This window comes from Catenuloplanes atrovinosus, from assembly GCF_031458235.1.
GTDB classification, from domain to species: Bacteria; Actinomycetota; Actinomycetes; order Mycobacteriales; family Micromonosporaceae; genus Catenuloplanes; species Catenuloplanes atrovinosus.
The window spans coordinates 5,326,482-5,347,308 of record NZ_JAVDYB010000001.1; the positions used below are offsets into that span (position 1 = coordinate 5,326,482).

Genomic DNA, 20,827 nt, shown 5'->3' on the forward strand with positions numbered 1-20,827 from the left:
CTAGCGCTTGAGCACCAGTGAGTCGGTGGGAATCTCCATCGGGAACGGTTCGGCCGAGGTGAGCGTCCCGCCCGGCTTGGCCGTGGCGTATTCGACGTAGTGGTCACCGTGCCGCCGGAACAGCCACATGGTGATCTGGGCCGGATCGGCCGCGTCCGGCTCGACGAGCAGGTACCACTCGATGCGCGCAGCCGCGTAGAGCTGCATCTTCGTGACCCGGTCGCTGATGGCGTTGCTCGGTGACGTGATCTCGCAAACGAGCACCACGTCAGCCGCCTCGGTGACTGTGGCCTCGAACGAGGCGTCGGCCACCACGACATCTGGAATCACGATCCGGTCGGTGGCGAGACGAACGTTCGTCGCCTCCATCGGGATCAGGCCCGCCTCCATGACAGCGGGAAAGACGGCCCTGACCAACATCATCGAAATGATCTGGTGCGCGTTCCTCGGTGCCGGACTCACCAGCAGCATCCCGTCGATCAACTCGATGCGGTTGTCAGTCTCGCCTAGTGCGAAGTACTCGTCCTCGGTCCAGGGGAACGGATGGGGATCGAACGCGGACACACTCATCGGCGGACTCACCTCCTAACGGCACAGGATGCTGCCACACAGTGTCACATGATCGCCGTCCCATCCGCACGATCGGTCACGCTCGGATGGGTGAGCGGGTCCGGGGACCCGCTCACCTGCTCAGGACTGGACGAAGACCGCGACCGTGCGGGGTGGGACGGTGAAGGTGCCGGTGGTGGCGTCGAACGATGCGGTGCGGAGGGTCTCGTCGGCGGAGGTGCGGAGGACGGGGTGGAGCGAGACCGCGGCGCCCGTCAGGGACGGGACGGTCTGGGTCGCGGTCGTGGGAGTGGCGTTGAAGACCACGGTGATCGAGCGCCACCGCGGGTCCGGGCCGGACAGCAGCATGGTGATCACGCCGGGGGTCTCGGCCGGGCCGGAGAGCGGGAACGACAGGTGCTCCTGGACCGCGGCCGCGGTGCCGAGCGAGAACAGCGGCGACGACCGCCGGATCTCCAGCAGTTCCCGGTAGCGCGCGTCCGCCAGGTTGATCGCGTCGCAGCCCGGCACCAGCGCCGGATCGGCCAGCAGCGGGCGCGCGTAATCCCATTTGTCCGCGTTGTCGGGAGCGGGTGGCAGACCCCGGCCGAAGCCGTTGCCCGCGGCGCAGTCCCAGGAGATCTCGTTGAACCAGTCGCCGGAGTTGAACGAGTTCCGGTCCAGCGACTTCGACCGCAGCCGCTCCGACCCGGCCGTCACGAAGCCGACGCCCTGGCCGAGCACCACCGTGGCCAGGCCGAGCGTCTGCATCCGCGCCCGGTCCACGGCCGGCGTGGACCGCGGCAGCTTGAACGCGAGCGCGTCGTACAGGATCTCGTTGTCGTGCGCGTCCACATAGGTGATCGCCTCGCCCGGTGCGGCCGTGTAGCCGGTCGGCGAACCGTTGTACGGAATCTCCGCGCCCGCCTGCGACACCCCGGTCGACGACGCCACGAACCGATATGACGCGAGATTTCCGGACAGACCAACCTTGATCTGGTCCTGGCGCAGCAGCAGCGCGGCCCGCTGGTCGGCCGCCGAGCCGTTCACCGGGTCGCCGTTGGGGTCGGTGAACAGCCCGGACGCGAAGCCCTGCACGCGCGGGTTCGCGTCGAACGGCCCGCCGCCGCGGACCGCGTCCCGCAGCCGGTCGTTGAACGTGCCCACGCCGGTGCCGGCCATGTTCGCCTGGGTCGCCTGCACGAACCGCGCGTCGCCGGCCACCTCGCCGAAGTTCCAGCCCTCGCCGTACAGGTAGATGCCCTTGCCGTCGACGCCGTCGCGCTCCACCGTGAGCGCGTCGAGCGCGGACCGTACCGCCATGATGTTGGCCTTGGGGTGGTGCCCCATCAGGTCGAAGCGGAATCCGTCCACCTTGTACTGCCGGGCCCAGGTGACCATGGAGTCGACCACCAGCTTGCCCATCATCGCGTGCTCCGGCGCGGTGTTGGAGCAGCACGTCGAGTTCGCCACGGTGCCGTCCGCGAGCAGCCGGTGGTAGTAGCCGGGCACGATCTGGTCGAGCACCGAGTGCGGGTGCACGCCGTGCGCGGCCGTGTGGTTGTAGACCACGTCCAGCACCACGCGCAGCCCGTCCCGGTTGAGCGCGGACACCATGGAGCGGAACTCGGCCGTCCGCGCCGCGCCGTCCGGGTTCACGGCGTAGCCGCCCTCCGGCACCGTGTAGTGCAGCGGGTCGTACCCCCAGTTGTAGCCGTCGGTGTCCGCGACCTCGGCCACGCAGGCCTGCTGCCGGTCCGAGTCCGGGGGCAGCGACGCCAGGTCGCAGGCGGGCCGCGCCTGGTCGGCGCGCCGCTCCGGGGTGGTGGCGAAATCGAAGGACGGCAGCAGGTGTACGTGGGTGACGCCGGCCGCGGCCAGTTCGCGCAGGTGCGTCGCGCCGGCGGACGCCCGCGAGGCGAACGCGAGATAGGTGCCGCGTTCGGCCTCGGGCACGGTGCCGTCCGCGATGCTGAAGTCCCGTACCGACAGCTCCTGGATCTGGATCCTCGACGCGGGCACCGCGGCCGGTTTCGCCGCGGCGAGCGCGTCCCAGCCGGGCGGCGCCAGCGCCGGATCGTCCAGGTCGACGAGCTGGCTGTGCGTGGAGTCCGCGGCCAGCGCGACCGAGTAGGGGTCGGTGACCGACGCGGTGACCACCTCGCGCGCGGCCGGCTGCCACGCGGTCACCTCGAACCGGTAGAACCTGCCGGCGGCCGACCGGTCGAGCCCGGCCGACCACACGCCGGTCCGGTCGTCCCGGCGCATGTCCACGATGGACGGCGCGGCGGACGGCGTGTCGAAGAGCTGGAGCCGCACGGTACGCGCGGTCGGCGCCCAGACCGACACCGACGGCGTGCCGTCCGGCGCGAACACCGGCCCGAGCCGGGCCCGCACCGCGTCCGGGTAGACGTCGTCGAGCACGCCCGGCAGCTGCACGGCCGTGGCCGCCAGCAGCCGCCCGGTGTGGTCCCGCTCGGTGACCACCACCTGCCCGCGCAGGATGTCCGTGACCCGCGCGCTCGCCGGCACCTCCAGCGCGCCGTACGCCCACAGGTGCGGGAACCGCTGCCGCTGCGCGTCGGTGAGCCCGTTGCGCCGCGCGGTCAGCGGCACGACCGAGTGGTCCCCGGTCAGCTCGCCGTTCGCCACACCGATCCCGCCGGACGGCGACCAGGCCAGCGCGTACGCCTTGCCGTCGGCCGGGCGGCCCTCGCCGGACGTGGGCGTGGCCAGCCGCGCCCAGGCGACCGTGGACCGGTCCAGCCACTGCGCCTCGGCCGTGCCGAGGTCGACGTCCGGGCTGAGCGTGCTGGTGCCGGCCGGGAGCAGCCGCCCGGCGACGCCGGCCTGGAGCCACACCTCCCGCCCGGCGGAGGCGAACTCGAGCCGCTGATCCTCCGGCAGGTCCTTCACGTCACCCCGATGCACGATGTAGTTCAGTCCGGCCGCGCCGGGCGCCAGCGGCACCTCGAAGACCGCGCCGTACGCGTCCTGCCGCACCGGCATCAGGGGCGCGTCCCAGGTGGTCGGCGTGGCCGCGCCGTCCCAGACGTGCAGCCCCCAGCCGTCGTAGTCGCCGGCCGGCCGCCGATAGTGGATGATCGCGGTGCCCTGGTCCGGCACCGGGTCCGGCTCCCCGGTCGCGGCCTGCCGGGTGGGATAGAGCGTGGGGTCGCCCTGGCGGACCCACACCTCGCCGGTCGCGGTCACGTCCACGGTGCGGTCCACGGCCGGGTCCTTGGTCCCGGACGGGTCGACGACCAGGAACCCGACGCTCCGCGCGCCCGGCTTCAGCTTCACCCAGGCGAACCGGCCGTACGAGTCCTCGCCCGCGAACGGCTGCCCGGCCGGCCAGGTGGTGGCCCACGCCGGGTCGATGTCACCCCAGGGGTAGAGGTTCCAGCCGTCGTAGTCGCCGGCCGGGCGCTGGTAGTGGACGACGAGCCAGTCCCGGCTCGCGGCCTGTGGTGGAGTCTCGACGGTGGCGGTCGCGGTGGCGGAGGCGGTGCGCCCCTTGCTGTCTCGCACCACTGCCTTGTAATCGATCGAGGCGCCGGCGGGCAAGCCCTGCGGGTCGTGGCGGACCCGGTACGGCGCGCGCGTCGCGGTCCCGAGCAGTTCCCACCGACCGCCCGGCCGCCGCGCCGCCACGGTGACGGTCGCGGCCGGGTCGCCGCCGAGCACGGTCGCCTCCACGCCGTCGTCGGTGGCGCTCAGCCGCAGTCCCGGCCGGTCCGGCGGCGCCGGCACGCGGGCGGCGGCCCGCAGCGCGATCGCGGACATGGCCGGCACCGTGACGGTGACCCGCCGGTCCGCACCGGAGGTGACGGCCGCGCCGCCGCCGTAGATCGGCGAGAAGCGGGTGGACGGCGAGAACGTGTCGATGGTGACGGTCTGCGCGGTGGCCGCGTTGTTGACCGCGATCAGGTGCTCCACCCGCTCGTCGGCCAGCAGCCGGGACGCCGCGAACACGCCCGGCCCGCCGGCCGCGTGCCGGGTGGTCTGGGTGCCGTCGGCCAGCGCCGGGTAGCGCTCGCGCAGCGCGCCCAGCGCCGCGATGGTGCGGTAGATCGGGTGCCGGGTGTCGTAGTTGTCGGTCGCGTGCGTGCGCGCGGTGCCGATCAGGTCGTCGTCCAGGTAGTCGGCGGTGCGGCTGGCGAACATGTCCTGCCGCGCGTCCTTGTCGCCGCCCGGGCCGGTGAAGCCCTGCTCGTCCCCGGAGTAGATCACCGGCTGGCCGCGGGTGAGGAACATCAGCTCGTGCGCGAGCTGCGCCTTCCTGAGCCGCTCCTGGTCGGAGCCGCCGGAGGCCGCGATGAACGACCCGATCCGGCCCATGTCGTGGTTGCCGAGGAAGGTGGGCAGGCGGCCCGCGTCCGTGTCCCGCGAGGTGTAGAGGTCGTCCGCGGCGTACACGTCGGCCAGCCCGCGCGCGGTGCCGGTGCCGGTCACGAAGCCCTGCGCCGCGGCCTGGAACGGGAAGTCGAGCGTGGCCGGGAGCCCGCCGCGCCGTACGTACCCGGAGGTGATCTCCGGATCGGCGCTGTAGACCTCGCCGAACATGAAGAAGTCGTCGCCGCCGGCCCGCGCGATCCCCTGGCTGAACCGCGGCCAGAAGTCCATGTTGACGTGCTTGACCGTGTCCATCCGGTAGCCGTCGACGCCCAGCTCGCGAATCCAGTCCGCGTAGATGTCGGTCATGCCGTCGACCACCTCGGGCCGCTCGGTCCACAGGTCGTCCAGGCCGAAGAAGTCGCCGTACTCGCTGTTCTCGCCGGTGAACGTCGAATCGCCCCGGTTGTGGTACATCGCCGGATCGTTCAGCCAGCGCGGCACCTTCACGGTCGCGTCCGACGGCTTCCGGAACACCGGCGTGTACGGCCCGGCGTCCTTGGTGACGCGCGGGAACGGCCGCGTGCCGTCCGCGTGGTTGCGGTCCTCGAACGCGTTCCCGGCCGCGTCGACGTACGGCGACGCCGTCTTGGGGACGTAGCCGTACTGGTTCTCCGCGTACGCGATCACGTCCGCCGTGTGGTTGGTGATGATGTCGAGGTAGATCTTGATGCCCCGCCGGTGCGCGGCGTCGACCAGCCTCCTCAGGTCCTCGTTCGACCCGAAGTGCGGGTCCAGCCGGGTGAAGTCGGTGATCCAGTAGCCGTGGTAGCCCGCGCTCACGTCCGCGCCCGAGCCCTGCACCGGCTGGTTCTTGAAGACCGGCGCCAGCCAGATCGCGGTGGTGCCCAGCCCCTGGATGTAGTCCAGCTTCTCGATCACGCCGCGCACGTCGCCGCCGTGGTAGAAACCCTTGTCCGCCGGGTCGTGCCCGGTGCTCAGCCGGTCGCCGGGCAGCCCGCCGCGATCGTTGCGCGGGTCGCCGTTCGCGAATCGGTCCGGCAGCACGAAGTAGAACTGCTCCGCCTCCCGCTCCCGGTCCCGGGCGGCGGCGCCCTGCACGGCCAGCGCACCGTCGGACGGCTCGGCGCTCCAGGCCACGCCGCCGGTCTCGGTCCGCAAGGGTTGCGCGGCCGGTCCGGGCGAGGCCACCACCGCGCCGAGCGGCAGCGCCACCGTCACGGCCACGGCCGCGACCAGCTTCTTGACGATCATCAGACGGTACGGGAGAGCCACGGAATCCATCGACGGCCTTCCTCGGGATCGGTGTGGCCGCACGTTAACCCTTGCTGCAAAGCCATGCAAGAGTTTGCAATTGATTCGCAAGCTTGCGGCCGGCCTTGCGCAAGCCCGGCGGCCGTCGATCCCGGCGCCCTGCGTGATCGGTGTGTCGGGCCGTTTGGTGACCATGCTGGCAGGAAACTCTGGAGATGTGAGCGCCACGACTGATCTGGACACGTTGAGTGACTTCTTCGACCGCTATGGCGCCGCGCTGACCGCCGGTGACCTCACCGGGATCGCCGGGTGCTACGCCCTGCCGGGCATGGTGGTCTCCGGCTCGTACAGCTTCACGTTCGCCTCGCCGACCGCGGTCGCGCTGAGCTTCCTCGGCGCGGCGCCGGAGTACCTGGAACGCGAGCTGGTCGCCGCGCACGCGCAGATCCGCGACGTGCAGCGCCTCGCGGAGGGGCTGGCGATGGTGGCGGTGGACTGGGAGTTCCTGGACAGCCACGGCGCCGCCGTACCGGGGCAGAGTTTTCGCTATCTGCTCCGGGCGACCGCGCACGGCCCGGAGATCTGCACGGTCATCTGCACCGGCTGAGGCCGCCCGCCACGGGTCGCCGGTTCCCTGTATGCTTCTAGCAAGACGGACGTACGGTTTTTGGGCTGGGCTTCGGAGCACCGGAGCGGATGGTTAGCCCGACCTAACCGACACGAACGGGTAACACGTACGAAAGACTGTTTGAGGACTACTCACGGTCAGCCCGTTTTCCGGGAGCCAGCACGCCGAGCGGCGAGTGGCCCCGGGGGCCGAGGGACCGCAGGGACAGCGGGAAGGAGTACGACGTGGCGAGCCTCGACACCTTCGGTGCGAAGAGCGAGCTGCGCGTCGGTGACGCGAGCTACGAGATTTTCAAGATCAACAAGGTGGAAGGTCACGACCGCCTGCCGTACAGCCTGAAGATCCTGCTGGAGAACCTGCTCCGCACGGAGGACGGCGCGAACATCACCGCCGACCACATCCGCGCGCTGGGCGGGTGGGACCAGAACGCGGACCCGAGCGTGGAGATCCAGTTCACGCCGGCCCGCGTGCTGATGCAGGACTTCACCGGCGTGCCCTGCGTCGTCGACCTGGCCACCATGCGCGAGGCGGTCAAGGACCTGGGCGGCGACCCGACCAAGGTCAACCCGCTCGCGCCGGCCGAGCTGGTCATCGACCACTCGGTGATCGCCGACCTGTTCGGCCGCGAGGACGCGTTCCAGCGCAACGTGGAGCTGGAGTACCAGCGCAACCGCGAGCGCTACCAGTTCCTCCGCTGGGGCCAGACCGCGTTCAACGAGTTCAAGGTCGTCCCGCCGGGCACCGGCATCGTGCACCAGGTCAACATCGAGTACCTCGCGCGTACGATCATGGAGCGCAACGGCCAGGCGTACCCGGACACGGTCGTCGGCACCGACTCGCACACCACCATGGTCAACGGCCTGGGCGTGCTGGGCTGGGGCGTCGGCGGCATCGAGGCCGAGGCCGCCATGCTCGGCCAGCCGGTCTCCATGCTCATCCCGCGCGTGGTCGGCTTCAAGCTCTCCGGCGAGGCCCCGGCCGGTACCACCGCCACCGACCTGGTGCTGACCATCACCGAGATGCTCCGCAAGCACGGCGTGGTCAGCAAGTTCGTCGAGTTCTACGGCCCGGGCGTCTCCGCGGTGCCGCTGGCGAACCGCGCCACCATCGGCAACATGTCGCCGGAGTACGGCTCCACCGTCGCGATCTTCCCGATCGACGAGCAGACCATCGACTACCTCAAGCTGACCGGCCGCACCGAGCAGCAGGTCGCGCTGGTCGAGGCGTACGCCAAGGAGCAGGGCCTCTGGCTGGACCCGGACGCGGAGCCGGACTACAGCGAAAAGCTGGAGCTGGACCTCTCCACCATCGTGCCGTCGCTGGCCGGCCCGAAGCGCCCGCAGGACCGCGTCCCGCTGAACGCGGCGAAGGCCATGTTCCGCGACGCGCTCGGCAACTACGTGCAGGGCGTCGACGGCCACGCGGACGAGGCCTCCGCCGAGTCCTTCCCGGCCAGCGACCCGCCGGCCAACCACGTCGACGACGAGGCCGACAAGCCGCACGTGTTCAGCGCCGCCAACGGCTCCGACGGCCGCCCGTCCAAGCCGACCCGGGTGGTCGGCGAGGACGGCACCGAGTTCGAGCTGGACCACGGCGCCGTGGTCATCGCCGCCATCACGTCCTGCACCAACACGTCGAACCCGCAGGTCATGATCGGTGCGGCGCTGCTGGCCAAGAAGGCGGTCGAGCGCGGCCTGACCCGCAAGCCGTGGGTCAAGACCACGCTGGCGCCGGGCTCCAAGGTGGTCATGGACTACTACGAGCGGGCCGGGCTCACGCCGTACCTGGAGAAGGTCGGCTTCCACCTGGTCGGCTACGGCTGCACCACCTGCATCGGCAACTCCGGCCCGCTGCCCGAGGCGATCTCCGCCGCGGTCAACGAGGCCGACCTGACCGCGGTCAGCGTGCTCTCCGGCAACCGCAACTTCGAGGGCCGGATCAACCCGGACGTCAAGATGAACTACCTGGCGTCCCCGCCGCTGGTCGTCGCGTACGCGCTGGCCGGCTCGATGGACATCGACATCACCACCGAGCCGCTCGGCACCGGCTCGGACGGCAAGCCGGTCTACCTCGACGACATCTGGCCGTCCGCGCAGGAGATCGACGAGACCATCGCGCAGGCGATCGGCGCGGAGGGCTTCTCCGCCGCGTACTCCGACGTCTTCGCGGGCGACGAGCAGTGGCAGTCGCTGCCCACGCCGACCGGCAAGACGTTCGAGTGGTCCGAGGACTCCACCTACGTGCGCAAGCCCCCGTACTTCGAGGGCATGTCCGCGGAGCCCACGCCGGTGAACGACATCTCCGGCGCGCGGGTGCTGGCCAAGCTGGGCGACTCGGTCACCACCGACCACATCTCCCCGGCCAGCTCGATCAAGCCGGACTCCCCGGCCGGTCGGTACCTGGCGGAGCACGGCGTGGCCCGGCACGAGTTCAACTCGTACGGCTCCCGCCGCGGCAACCACGAGGTCATGATCCGTGGCACGTTCGCCAACATCCGGCTCCGCAACCAGCTGGTGCCGGGCGTCGAGGGCGGCTTCACGGTCAACCACCTGACCGGCGAGCAGACCACGATCTACGACGCCTCCGTGGCCTACGCCGCGGAGAACGTGCCGCTGGTCATCCTGGCCGGCAAGGAGTACGGTTCCGGCTCGTCCCGCGACTGGGCCGCCAAGGGCACCATGCTCCTCGGCGTCCGCGCCGTCATCGCCGAGTCCTACGAGCGCATCCACCGCTCGAACCTGATCGGCATGGGCGTGCTCCCGCTGCAGTTCCCGCAGGGCGAGAACGCGGAGTCGCTCAAGCTCACCGGCACCGAGACGTTCACCATCACGGGCGTCACCGCGCTGAACGACGGCACCACCCCCCGCACGGTCAAGGTCACCACCGACACCGGCATCGAGTTCGACGCGGTCGTCCGCATCGACACCCCCGGCGAGGCGGACTACTACCGCCACGGCGGCATCCTGCAGTACGTCCTCCGCAAGATGATCGCCAGCTGACCCACCACTACACCGCCGTCGGGCGGCCGTCCTTTCCCAGGGCGGCCGCCCGACGCGTTCCAAGAGCCGACATTCATGTTCCCGCTCTCGCGGGCGCCGAGCCCATCGTGGTTCCGGCCGCCCCTCGATGGGCTGTCACCGCGGTCCGGCGCCGGGCGACGACGTCACTCCCGCGGCACCGATTCCGGCGCTGGTCGCCGGAACCGCTGCCGGCTGCTTCTGATCAGCGGCCGGTCATCGTCCTCACCGGCACCCCGGGCAATGCGCGCACCGGTTGTTCCACCGCCTCGATCCGGTACACCGGCGGATCGGTGAAGTCCTCGACCTCGTCGATCATCGCCCGAGTGTGCTCACCGTCCGGCCCGGCCAGCCAATAGGCACCGGGAAGCACCTCTCGCCAGGGGTGGACGACGACCTCCCGGAGATGCCTCGCGAGGAATACCGCCGTCTCGGGCTCGGTCGGCTCCGGGGATACCGACAACCCGAAGTCGATCTCCAGGCTCCAGCTCACGTCGCCGGCGAGCGACGCGTGGGTGGCGAGCACCGCGGCGTCCCAGTCGCGCTCGGCGGCGCCCTCAGGCGCCACGTCAACCGCCTCGGGCGGCACACCGAGCAGTGCGCCCAGCGCCGCAGCGATCCGCTGCGGCTCCGGCTCGCCGGCGATCATCACGGTGAACACGCGATCAGCGGCCGGGCTGCCGGTCCCAGGGGAGCGGGCGGGGGACGTGACGCCACCACCAGTGGTCCGGCGGGGCGTCGGCCGCGTCGCCGGGAAGGGCGGCGGCGAGCGCGGCGCCGCCGTCGTCGTGGGTGAGGCGGCGGAAGGCGTCGTCGATGCCGGACAGCGCGGCGGACAGCACGGCGCGGGCGTCCGGCGGCGCCTCGGCCACGGAGACCGCGAGGCGATCGCGGGTCTCCAGGTCACCCCGGTAGAAGTCGGCCGGGTACCAGCCGTCCGGTGGCCAGCCGAGCTCGAGCCGGGCGACCAGCGCCTCCCACGCGGCCAGCCGGTTGACGGCGTGCCACAGCCGTTCGTCGCCGAGCTGCTCCCCGACCCGGTCCGCGACCGGGGAGGGCATGACGTGCGTGCGGATCACGTCCGGCAGCGGCCGGACCGACGCGCCGGGAAGCTCGGCCACCGGATACTCCACCGCGCCGACTCGGACGACCGGCGGCTCGCCGCCATCCTCGCCGTCGAGCCGCGCCCGGATCCGGTTACCGGTCGGCGTGGCCACCCAGAAGGCGCTCGGCAGATCCTCCTCGGCCGGGTAGATCACGGGAGTCCGCAGTGCGCGGGCGAGCCAGGCAGCCGCCTCACGTTCGGACGGTGCGGTGACGGACTCCGCCAGGTAGATGTCGAGTGCCTCGCGCACGTCGCCGGTCCGCGCCGCGGTCGTCACCAGGACCGGAGCGGCCCAGTCACGCTCCTCGGCGTCCTCGTCGGCGATGTCCACGGCCGCCGGCGGCAACCCGGTCAGGTCGGCCAGCGCGGCGGCGAGCCCGGCGTGATCCGGCTCCCCGACGATCAGCACGTTGTAGGTCACGGCTTCCAGGTCCCGTCATAGATCTGCTTGGCCTTGTCTACCAGCTCGGGGTTGTTCACGAACCGCGGGGCGTGCGAGAGCTGCGGCGCCCTCGACAGGTCGCCCTCCGCCCGCACCCACTGCTGAAGGGCCGCGTATTCGTTGCGGTCCAGCTTCTCCATGCCGACGCCCTCGACGGGGAAGGCGCGGCCGGTGTCCTCGATGCGGTACGTGCGCCCGTTGATCGTGTACAGCCCGGTCTTCTCGTCCCACGTCGCCCGGCCGTCCGCGATGCCCTGGACGTCCTCCCGGCCCGCGCCCTCGTACCCACGCAGGTACACCGTGTTGTCGCCCTTGATCTCGCCGCTCTTCGCGCCGCTGATCGAGTGCCGGTCGTGCGGCGGCAGTAGCGCGTCGACGCCACCCGGCAGTCCGCGCACCCCGTCCGCCACCGGCCACGGTGGCCCGCTCGACGCGTCCGGTGTGGTGCCGCGACCGGCGTCCGGTGTGGTGCCGCCATCCGCGGCCGGCGTTCCGGACCGCCCGGGGCGGCCGGCGACCGCCTCCGCGTGCGTCTCGGCCTGGGCGGCGTCGACGGATCTGCTGCCGCCGCCCCGGCCGCCGCGTGTGGGGCCGTCGCCGCCGTCCGGTGGGTCGTTCGGCCCACGTGGGGTGCCGCCACCGCCGGGATTCCTCGCCACAGTGCCTCCGCCGTCCCGGGAACGGCGTCGACTGTACCGGCCATGATCCAGGGCGCCGGGATGCGGCCGGACACGGACCATGATCGAGTGTCCCGCGAGTCGTCAGGCCGACTCGCGGGACACCTCGATCATGCGATTGACCGCGTTTACTGCAGGTAGTTCTCGACCTCCTGCTTCGAGTGGGCCTCCTGCGCGTCCGGGTCCTGCCCGAACTCGCGGGCGGCCCGGCGGCGGCGCAGCAGGTCCCAGCACTGGTCGAGGGACTCCTCGACGGCGCGGAGGCGGTCGTGCTCCTCACCGGCGGTGATCTCACCGGCGGCGAGCTGCTCGCGGAGCTTGTGCTCCTCGTCGACCAGGCTGTTGATCTGACTCAGGATCGTGGTGTCTTCCATGTGTCGTTTCTACCGCAGGTTCGCCTCGGCGAGCAGCGTGGTGATCAACGGCTCCGGATCGGCGAGTTCCGCGGGCAGGCCGCGGGACGCGAACCAGGCCGCGACCACCCGCACGTCGCGGGCCAGGAAGTCGCGGCCCTGCGGGTTGGCGATCACGTCCACGATCTGCGGCAGGTCGATCAGGACCAGCCGGCCGTCGTGCACCAGGATGTTGTAGGGCGACAGGTCGCCGTGCGCGAGCCCGCACCGGGCCAGCACGGTCAGCGCCTCGACCGCTTGCCGCCACAGGTCCAGCAGCGCGTCCGGGTCGGGGCGGGCCTGGGCCAGGCGCGGTGCGGCCCGGCCGTCGTCGTCGCCGAGGAACTCCAGCATCAGTTCGGTGCCGAGCAACTGCACCGGGTACGGCACGTGGATGCCGCCCATGGTCCGGCCGATGTGCCAGAGCCGGGACAGCGCGGCGAACTCCGCGGCCGCCCACTGACCGGCGATCACCTGGCGGCCGAAGCTGGTGCGGTTCTCCATCGCGCGCATCTCGCGGGAGCGGCGCACCCGGCGTCCCTCCAGGTAGCCGGCGTCGCGGTGGAACAGGCGGTGGTCGGCGTCCCGGTAGCGCTTGACGGCGAGCAGCACGGACCGGTCCGTGCCGGGGACGCCGCGGCGTACCAGATGGACGTCGGCTTCTTTTCCGGTCTTGAGGATGCCGAGCTCGTCGTCGACGGCGGCGTGCTCGGTGACCACCCACTCGGGGATCGGATCGGGGCCGTGCTCGGCCGCCTCCCAGGTGGACCAGCGGTCGCCCTCGTCGGGCTGGTCGGGCTCGGCGACCGCCTGCCGGCGGGCGCCGCGGAACTTCAGATCGTGGGGCTCGTCGTCGTCGAACCGGCGACGGCCGCGCGGACGGGAACTATCGAACACTTCAGCGTCTCCTCGGACGAGAAAAGGAAGGAAGGCATGGCGAAGCTCGTGACCATGACAGCCATTACTCGCACCTCCTCCTTGTCTCGCCGAGCGCGGAAGCGCCGGTCTGTCGCGCGACCACTATCGCGAACCCGGCCGGGCCGCGCAAGCGATTTACGGATGCACCACCCGGCCGCCCGCGAGCACCGCGGACAGGCCCTGGATCAGCGACCCGGCGGACGTGGTCGGCTCGAACCGCGACTCCATCCACTGCCGCCCCCGGTGCAGCCACACGCTGGGCAGGCCCATCGCGGCGGCGGCGCCGATGTCCGCCTCCGGGCTGTCGCCGACGATCCAGGCGCCGCGCAGGTGCATGCGCACGCGCTCGGCCGCCAGCGTGAAGATCCGGGGGTTCGGCTTACTGACGCCGGCGGCCTCGGAGATCACCCAGTCCGCGACGTAGTGGTCCAGGCCGGTGCGGCGGATGATGCTCTCCTGCCGGTACGCCGGGCCGTTGCTCACCACCACCGGCATCCAGCCGGCGTCGTCCGCGATCCGCAGGGCGCACGCCACCAGCGGGTCCAGCCGGGTGTGCTCGACCAGCCCAAGGTCGAGCTCGTCCACCAGGTCCACGGCGGAGGCGCGCAGCCGGTACCGCGCCTGGATCGAGTCGGCCAGGTCCCACCGCGAGGTCAGGCCGTCCGCGTCGATCGAGACCAGCCACTCCAGATCCTCCGGCGGCGCGCCTATCTCGGCGAGGAATTTCGCACCCCAGGCACGGAACGCCGCCTCTCGGTCGAGGAGGGTGTTGTCGAGCGCCAGCAACATGAGGGGCACTCGCGCACACTAGTTGAGCAGCCTGGGAGCCGACCAGTCCCACCATGTAAACAAGACGTATAAAGCAAGTCCGGGCTAGCGACGACGGGTGAACGTCCGGCCCGCGACCTGCACGATCAATACCTCGGCGGTACGCCGGACGGCCGGAAACCGGCGTGGCCGGGGCTCGCTCCCGCCGTCGTAGACCCAGGCCGCCTCGCGCCGGGCCAGCTCCTCCTCGGCCGCCGGGCCCCGCGTGCCGCACGCGCGGGCGAAGTCCCAGCCGTCGCGCAGCCCGCCCGCGGTCGGCCGCCGCGCCGCCCAGGCCGCGAACGCGCCGGTCCAGCCGGTCCCGTAGCCGGCGGCCAGCATCGGCCAGTGCCGGGCCGCCACCCCGGCCCGCTTGCGCAGCAGCGCCTGCCGGGCCACGCCGACCAGCCGCGCGTCGAACCCGTCCGGGATCGGCGCGCCGCCGGTCAGCGCCGCCACCAGCGCCTCCTGCCGCGCCGCCAGGTCCCCGCTCACCTGGTCGGGTCCGGGTAGCCGGCCGCGGCCGCGATGGCGGACAGCTCCGCGGTGAGCTCCGCCGCCGGCGGGTAGTGGCCGTCGCGCTCCAGCATCAGCGCCGGTGGCCGGCAGCGCGCGGTCAGCTCGCCGATCAGGTCGAGCACCGGCTGCGGCGTCGCGGCCGTGTGCGTGTCGTGGTAGATCCCGTCCAGGTCGTCGCCGCCGGCCACGTGGCAGTACGCGATCCGCTCCAGCGGCAGCCGGTCCAGCAGGTCCACCGGGTCGGTGCCGCGGTTGCGCGCGTTCGCGTACACGTTCGCGACGTCCAGCAGCAGCAGCGCGCCGGACCGCTCGACGATCTCGGTGATGAACTCCGCCTCGGACAGCTCCTCGTCCGGCCAGTCGAAGATCGCCGCGATCGGCTCCAGCGCGATCGGCACCGACACGGCCGCGCGCACCCGCCTGACGTTGGCCACCACCGCGTCGACCGCCTCCCGGGTGCGCGGCAGCGGCAGCAGGTGGCCCGCCTCCACGCCCCCGGCCCGGACGAACGCGATGTGCTCGCTGACCAGCGGCGCGTCCAGCGCCTCGGCCGCGGCCGCGAACTGCGCGACCCGGTCCGGCTCGACCGGGGTGGCGCCGCCCAGCGACAGCCGGACGCCGTGCGGCACCACGGTCACCCCGCGCTCCCGCAGCTCGGCCAGGCCGGGCGGGAGCGGGCCGGTGACCGGCACGGTCTCCGCGATCACCTCGGTGAACCGGAGGCCGGGCAGCCCGCCGACGTACCCGGCGATCTCCGGGCGCCAGCCGATGCCGACACCGTGGAAGGCCGGGACGGTCATCCGCCGCAGCCTCCGCCACCGCCGCAGCCGCCACCACCGCCGCCGTCGGAGCCACCGCCGCCGCCGTCCGAGCCGCCCCAGGACGAGCCGGCATCGCCGGACCACCCGCCGCCGGACGCGGCCGACGCGGTCTGCCGCTGGATCTCCGCCTCGGCCGCGAACGCGGCGTCGTACGTGTAGAGCGACGCGGTGCCCCAGAGCGCCACGCCCATCGCCAGGCCGGTCGCGCCGTAGGTGCCCCAGGCCGGCGACTGTGCCGGCGACAGGTACTGGTAGCGCGTCCGCAGCCCCTCCAGCACCCGCCGGCCGGCCCGGGTCATCCACGGCGTACGGCCGCGCAGGACCAGCGTGGTGATGCCGAGCGCGATCACGATCAGCACCAGGTACCCGACCGGCGCGCCGTTGACCAGGCCGGACACGATGCGCACCGCGCCCAGTGCGACCAGCGCGGCGAGCAGCCACGTGCTGCCGCGGTAGGCGCGGCGGTCCTCCTCGGTGAGCGCGAGCCCGAGCCGTTCCAGCTCGGACCGCAGCCGGTCCAGCTCGTTGGTCACGCCCGGCTCGGTCTTCACCGCGCGCACCGACCGGGTGCTCCGCAGGCCGTGGTAGACGGCGGCGTCCAGGGCCGGCGCGCCCGGCGGGAGCGGCGCGGACGGCGTCGTGATCCGGCCCGGGCTGATGTCGATCACACCGGCCGCGCGCAGCGCCGCGACCGAGGAGTAGACGGCGAGTTCGGGCCCGCCGGTGAGGTAGGCGGCCTGCTGCGAGGTGAGCCGGTCCGCGCCGGGGAGCTGCCGGCCGGCGGCCAGCCCGCTGCGGCGGACCAGGACGATGACGAGTGCGACGACGGCCGCACCGAGGTACAGCGCGAGGAAGGTCGGGCCCGGGATTCCCCAGGTGGCGCCCGATGCCGATTGCGCGATCATGTCGTCATTGTGCGCCACCGCCGCCAGCGCGGGACTCCCCGGAACGGGCCATGATCAGGGACGGCGGACCGCTTCCTCCACCACGTCCAGCACCCGGCTCAGCGAACCGGCCGGGCGGCCCATCGCCAGGTGCAGCACCAGCCCGTCGTAGGCCAGCTCCAGGAACTCGGCCAGCACGTCCAGCGGCACGTCGTCGCGCAGCTTCCCGGCGTCGCGCAGCCGGCCGAGCCGGGTGCGGGTGGCCTCCTCGATCGCGGCCTGCCGCTGCGCCCACCGGGACGCGAAGTCCGGGTCCGTGCGCAGCCGCCGCGAGACCTCCAGCTGGCTGCCCAGCCAGCCCGCCGTGTCCGGCGACCCGGCGCGCGCCAGCAGGTCGCGCATCACCTGGACCAGGCCGTTCTCCGCGACCGTGCTGACCATGGCGGCGGCGTCGTCCTCCGCGACCGCGAGGAACAGCGAGTCCTTGTCCCGGAAGTGGTGGAAGATCGCGCCGCGGGACAGGCCGGTGGCCTCCTCCAGGCGACGCACGGTGGCGCCCTCGTACCCGTGCCGGGCGAAGCAGGCTCGCGCGGCCGAGAGTATCTCCTGGCGGCGCGCGTCGAGCTGGTCCTGGCTTACCCTTGGCACGCGAACGATCGTGTCACGCTGCGCAGTAATTCTGCAATCCGTACGTACGGCTTGTAACTCGCGCGTGCGTAGGATGTCACGCATGGATCTGGGTCTGGACGGTCGTGTCTACGTACTCACCGGCGCCTCCCGCGGCCTGGGCTTCGCCACCGCGTCCGCGCTGGTCGCGGAGGGCGCACGCGTGGTGATCTCCGCGCGGGACGCGGACGCGGTCGCCGATGCCGTGGACCGGCTGGGTGGCGATGATCACGCGCACGGCGTGGCCGCCGACCTCGCCGACCCGGACACGGCGCGGCGCCTGGTCGACGCGGCCACCGCCCGGTTCGGCCGGATCGACGGCGCGCTGATCTCGGTCGGCGGCCCGCCGCACGGCTCGACGCTCCAGGTGACGGACGAGCAGTGGCGCCAGTCGTTCGAGAGCGTGTTCCTGGGCGCGGTGCGCACGGCCCGGGTGATCGCCGCCGCGCTCTCCGAGGGCGGCGCCCTCGCGCTGGTCGCGTCCAGCTCCGCGAAGTCGCCGATCGTCGACCTCGGCATCTCCAACGGGCTGCGCCCCGGCCTGTCCATGGTGGCCAAGGAGCTGGCCGACGAGCTCGGCCCGCGCGGCATCCGCGTGCTGAGCCTGCTGCCCGGCCGGGTCCTCACCGGCCGGCTGCACGAGCTGTTCGAGGCCACCGGCGACGCGGAGCGGGCCGCCGCCGACGCCGCCGCGCGAATCCCGCTGCGCCGCGTCGGCGAGCCCGCGGAGTTCGCGCGCGTCGCCGCGTTCGTGCTCTCCCCCGCCGCGAGCTACCTGACCGGCGTCGCGCTGCCCGTCGACGGCGGCGCCATGCGTACCCTCTGATGCCCTTCACCAGGGCGGAGCTGGAGGCCGCGGCCGACAACGTCATCCCGGACGTGATCGCGCCCGGGCTGCGCGTGCTGTTCTGCGGCATCAACCCCGGGCTCTACTCGGCCGCGACCGGTCACCACTTCGCGCGGCCCGGCAACCGGTTCTGGCCGGCGCTGCACGGCGCCGGCTTCACGCCCCGGCTGTTCACCCCCGCGGAGCAGGACCAGCTTCCGGGGTACGGACTGGGGATCACGAACATCGTGCCGCGTGCCTCGGCCCGCGCGGACGAGCTGACCCCGGCGGAGCTGTCGGCCGGCGGCGCCGCGCTGAGCGCGAAGGTCGCGGAGTACCGGCCGGCGTGGCTGGCCGTGCTGGGCATCGGCGCCTACCGGGCCGCGTTCGCCCGCCCGAAGGCCGCGATCGGCCCGCAGCCGGACCGGCTGGGCGCGTCCGGCGTCTGGATCCTGCCGAACCCGAGCGGGCTCAACGCGTCCTACCAGCTGCCACGGCTGATCGAGGAGTTCGCGCGCCTGGCCGCCGCCGCGCGGGGATAGCCTGTTCCGCATGTCCCGCTCCGGTGCCGACCTCGCGCTCCTCCTGCTCGGCGGGTTCCGCACGCTCGCCGACGCCGCCACCGCCGAGCTGGCCCGGCGCGGCTTCGAGGACTACCGCCCGGTGCACGACTTCGCCATGCGCGCGATCGTGGCCGGCGCCGACAGCGCGTCCGAGCTGGGCCGCCACCTCTCCGTCACGAAGCAGTCCGCCGCCAAGACCATCGGCGTGCTGCAGGATCGGGGCTACGTCACCCGCGAGCCCGACCCGACCGACGCCCGCCGCAAGCGGCTGCGGGTCACGCCGCTCGGCTTCGAGGTCATGCAGACCGGCGAGGCCATCTTCGACCGCCTCCGCGCCGACTGGGCCGCCCGGGTCGGCGCCACCGAGCTGGAGTCCCTGGAGAAGCACCTCGCCACCCTGGTCGGCACCGTCCCCACCCGCTTCGACGCCCCCGGCTGGCTCTCCCGCGACCTCCCCGACTCCGCCTGACGCCCGCCCGCGGGGCCACGACGTCACCGGGCCGTGGCGAACTGGGTCCGGTAGAGGTCGGCGTAGAGGCCGTCCGCGGCGAGGAGGGAGTCGTGGGTGCCGCGCTCGACGATGCGGCCGTGGTCCATGACGAGGATCTGGTCGGCCGCGCGGATCGTGGACAGGCGGTGCGCGATGACCAGCGCGGTACGGCCGGAGAGCGCGGCGGTCAGCGCGGACTGGACCGCGGCCTCGCTCTCCGAGTCGAGGTGGGCGGTGGCCTCGTCGAGCACCACGATCGCCGGGGCCTTGAGCAGCAGGCGCGCGATGGCGATGCGCTGCTTCTCGCCGCCGGAGAAGCGGTAGCCGCGCTCCCCCACCACGGTGTCCAGCCCGTCCGGCAGCTCGCGGACCACGTCGCCGACCTGGGCCGCGTCCAGCGCCGCCCACAGCTCGTCGTCGGTGGCGGTACGGCGGGCGTAGCGCAGGTTCTCCGCGATCGTCTCGTGGAACAGGTGCGCGTCCTGGGTGACCACGCCGACCGTGTCCCGCAGCGAGGCGAGCCGGGCGTCGCGGACGTCGACGCCGCCGACGGTGACCGCGCCGGACGTGACGTCGTAGACGCGGGACAGCAGCATGGCCGTGGTCGACTTGCCGGCGCCGGACGGGCCGACCAGCGCGACCATGGTGCCCGGCTCGACCGTGAACGACACGTCGCGCAGCACCGGCTCGCCCGCGGTACGGTCCAGCGCGGCCACGTCCTCCAGCGAGGCCAGCGACGTCTCGGCCGCGGTCGGGTACCGGAACGTGACGTCGTCGAAGACGATCCGGGCGTGCTCGCGGGGAAGGCCGACCGCGCCGGGGCGCTCCGCGATCGCGGGCGTCAGGTCCAGGACCTCGAAGACCCGCTCGAACGACACGAGCGCGCTCATCACGTCGACCCGCACGTTGGACAGCGCGGTGAGCGGCCCGTAGAGGCGGGTGAGCAGCAGCGCGAGCGTGACCACCGTGCCCGCGCTGACCGCGCCGCGCACGGCCAGCCAGCCGCCGAGGCCGTAGGTGAGCGCCTGCGCCAGCGACGCCACCAGCAGCATCGCCACGAAGAAGGTGCGCGAGTAGATCGCCTGCCGGACGCCGATGTCCCGTACCCGCCGGGCCTTGACCTCGAACTTGGCCGCCTCGTCGGCGGGCGAGCCGAACAGCTTGACCAGCAGCGCGCCCGCGACGCCGAACCGCTCGACCATGGTGGCCTGCATCGACGCGGACAGCTCGTACGACTCGCGGGTGATCTCGGCGAGACGGCGCCCGACCCGGCGCGCCGGCAGGATGAACAGCGGCAGCATGACCAGCGAGAGCAGCGTGATCTGCCAGGACAGCGTGAACATGACGCCCGCGGTCAGCGCCAGCTGGATGGCGTTGCTGACCACGCCGGAGAGCGTGGACGTGAACGCCTGCTGCGCGCCAATCACGTCGTTGTTGAGCCGGCTGACCAGCGCGCCGGTCTGCGTGCGGGTGAAGAACGCCAGCGGCTGCCGCTGCACGTGGTCGAAGACGCGGGTGCGCAGGTCCAGGATGATGCTCTCGCCGACGCGCGCGGAGTACCAGCGCTGGCCGAGCGAGAGCAGCGAGTCCGCGAGCGCGATGCCGGCGATCGCCAGCGCGATCCAGACGATCGTGCGGGCCGCCTCGGGACCACCCCGGGTGATCTCGTTGACCACGTCGCCCGCCAGCACGGGCGTGGCCACGCCGAGCACCGCCGAGATCACCACGGCCACCAGGAAGATCCCGATATCCCGCCGGTACGGGTACGCGAAACGCACCACCCGCCGGGTGACCCTCCAGTCGACCTTGCGCCCTTCGAGTTTCTTCTCATTGTTGAGCGCGCGCAGCGTCGACCAGCCGCCCATGCTCCCTGGCCCGCCCGGCATTCCCCGCATGTTGTTCATCTCGCCGGC

The 20,827-nt window shown here is 72.6% G+C and carries 18 protein-coding genes; 5 read left to right on the top strand and 13 right to left on the bottom strand.

Annotated features, from left to right (window positions below; genetic code table 11):
* Nucleotides 1–570 (bottom strand): Uma2 family endonuclease, encoded by a 570-nt coding sequence (locus tag J2S41_RS23590; RefSeq protein ID WP_310370567.1) that lies wholly within the window; start codon nucleotides 568–570, stop codon nucleotides 1–3.
* 120 nt (nucleotides 571–690) lie between these two features.
* Complete coding sequence (pulA, locus tag J2S41_RS23595) at nucleotides 691–6,189, bottom strand: pullulanase-type alpha-1,6-glucosidase (protein ID WP_310370569.1); 5,499 nt, start codon at nucleotides 6,187–6,189, stop codon at nucleotides 691–693.
* A gap of 187 nt (nucleotides 6,190–6,376) precedes the next feature.
* Here pulA and J2S41_RS23600 point away from each other — a divergent pair, with 187 nt between their 5' ends.
* Entirely contained in the window at nucleotides 6,377–6,766 is a 390-nt protein-coding gene (locus J2S41_RS23600; RefSeq protein ID WP_310370570.1) for a DUF6841 family protein, read from the top strand.
* 245 nt (nucleotides 6,767–7,011) lie between these two features.
* Nucleotides 7,012–9,786, top strand: coding sequence for an aconitate hydratase (locus J2S41_RS23605; protein WP_310370572.1), 2,775 nt, complete (start codon nucleotides 7,012–7,014; stop codon nucleotides 9,784–9,786).
* A 223-nt stretch (nucleotides 9,787–10,009) separates the two neighbouring features.
* On the opposite strand, the gene J2S41_RS23610 is transcribed toward J2S41_RS23605, so the two are convergent.
* The 10 genes from J2S41_RS23610 to J2S41_RS23655 all read right to left on the bottom strand — a co-directional run bounded on the left by J2S41_RS23610 (nucleotide 10,010) and on the right by J2S41_RS23655 (nucleotide 17,017).
* Nucleotides 10,010–10,465 carry a hypothetical protein gene (locus tag J2S41_RS23610; RefSeq protein ID WP_310370573.1) on the bottom strand — a complete coding sequence of 152 codons (456 nt, stop codon included), beginning with the start codon at nucleotides 10,463–10,465 and terminating at the stop codon, nucleotides 10,010–10,012.
* 4 nt (nucleotides 10,466–10,469) lie between these two features.
* Nucleotides 10,470–11,330 (bottom strand): hypothetical protein, encoded by an 861-nt coding sequence (locus J2S41_RS23615; protein ID WP_310370574.1) that lies wholly within the window; start codon nucleotides 11,328–11,330, stop codon nucleotides 10,470–10,472.
* Nucleotides 11,327–12,010, bottom strand: a complete 684-nt coding sequence (locus tag J2S41_RS23620; protein ID WP_310370575.1) for a hypothetical protein — start codon at nucleotides 12,008–12,010, stop codon at nucleotides 11,327–11,329. Before J2S41_RS23620 ends, J2S41_RS23615 begins: the two co-directional genes overlap by 4 nt.
* 146 nt (nucleotides 12,011–12,156) lie before the next feature.
* Entirely contained in the window at nucleotides 12,157–12,402 is a 246-nt protein-coding gene (locus tag J2S41_RS23625) for a DUF2630 family protein (protein ID WP_310370577.1), read from the bottom strand.
* A gap of 9 nt (nucleotides 12,403–12,411) precedes the next feature.
* Nucleotides 12,412–13,317: a serine protein kinase RIO gene (locus J2S41_RS23630; protein WP_310370579.1), complete on the bottom strand. Its 906-nt coding sequence runs from the start codon at nucleotides 13,315–13,317 to the stop codon at nucleotides 12,412–12,414.
* A gap of 156 nt (nucleotides 13,318–13,473) precedes the next feature.
* A complete protein-coding gene (locus J2S41_RS23635) occupies nucleotides 13,474–14,136 on the bottom strand; it encodes an HAD family hydrolase (protein WP_310370581.1) in 663 nt (220 codons plus the stop codon).
* Nucleotides 14,137–14,211: 75 nt separating this feature from the next.
* Nucleotides 14,212–14,640 carry an SCO6045 C-terminal-like domain-containing protein gene (locus J2S41_RS23640; protein WP_310370583.1) on the bottom strand — a complete coding sequence of 143 codons (429 nt, stop codon included), beginning with the start codon at nucleotides 14,638–14,640 and terminating at the stop codon, nucleotides 14,212–14,214.
* On the bottom strand, nucleotides 14,637–15,464 hold the full coding sequence (locus J2S41_RS23645) for an MbnB/TglH/ChrH family RiPP precursor modification enzyme (RefSeq protein WP_310370585.1): 828 nt from the start codon (nucleotides 15,462–15,464) through the stop codon (nucleotides 14,637–14,639). The genes J2S41_RS23640 and J2S41_RS23645 overlap by 4 nt, the downstream gene beginning before the upstream one ends.
* Entirely contained in the window at nucleotides 15,461–16,390 is a 930-nt protein-coding gene (locus J2S41_RS23650) for a TIGR04222 domain-containing membrane protein (RefSeq protein ID WP_310370587.1), read from the bottom strand. The genes J2S41_RS23645 and J2S41_RS23650 overlap by 4 nt, the downstream gene beginning before the upstream one ends.
* A 54-nt stretch (nucleotides 16,391–16,444) precedes the next feature.
* Nucleotides 16,445–17,017: a TetR/AcrR family transcriptional regulator gene (locus J2S41_RS23655; RefSeq protein WP_310370589.1), complete on the bottom strand. Its 573-nt coding sequence runs from the start codon at nucleotides 17,015–17,017 to the stop codon at nucleotides 16,445–16,447.
* Between the two features lie 82 nt (nucleotides 17,018–17,099).
* Between J2S41_RS23655 and J2S41_RS23660 the strand changes: the two genes are divergently transcribed.
* From J2S41_RS23660 to J2S41_RS23670, 3 genes are read left to right on the top strand one after another with little or no spacing between them, the layout of a single operon-like run.
* Nucleotides 17,100–17,861, top strand: coding sequence for an SDR family oxidoreductase (locus J2S41_RS23660; protein WP_310370591.1), 762 nt, complete (start codon nucleotides 17,100–17,102; stop codon nucleotides 17,859–17,861).
* On the top strand, nucleotides 17,861–18,403 hold the full coding sequence (gene mug, locus J2S41_RS23665; RefSeq protein WP_310370592.1) for a G/U mismatch-specific DNA glycosylase: 543 nt from the start codon (nucleotides 17,861–17,863) through the stop codon (nucleotides 18,401–18,403). Before J2S41_RS23660 ends, mug begins: the two co-directional genes overlap by 1 nt.
* Nucleotides 18,404–18,413: 10 nt before the next feature.
* Nucleotides 18,414–18,893, top strand: a complete 480-nt coding sequence (locus tag J2S41_RS23670; protein ID WP_310370593.1) for a MarR family winged helix-turn-helix transcriptional regulator — start codon at nucleotides 18,414–18,416, stop codon at nucleotides 18,891–18,893.
* Between the two features lie 23 nt (nucleotides 18,894–18,916).
* On the opposite strand, the gene J2S41_RS23675 is transcribed toward J2S41_RS23670, so the two are convergent.
* Nucleotides 18,917–20,809, bottom strand: coding sequence for an ABC transporter ATP-binding protein (locus J2S41_RS23675; protein WP_445343931.1), 1,893 nt, complete (start codon nucleotides 20,807–20,809; stop codon nucleotides 18,917–18,919).
* Between the last annotated feature and the right edge of the window lie 18 nt (nucleotides 20,810–20,827).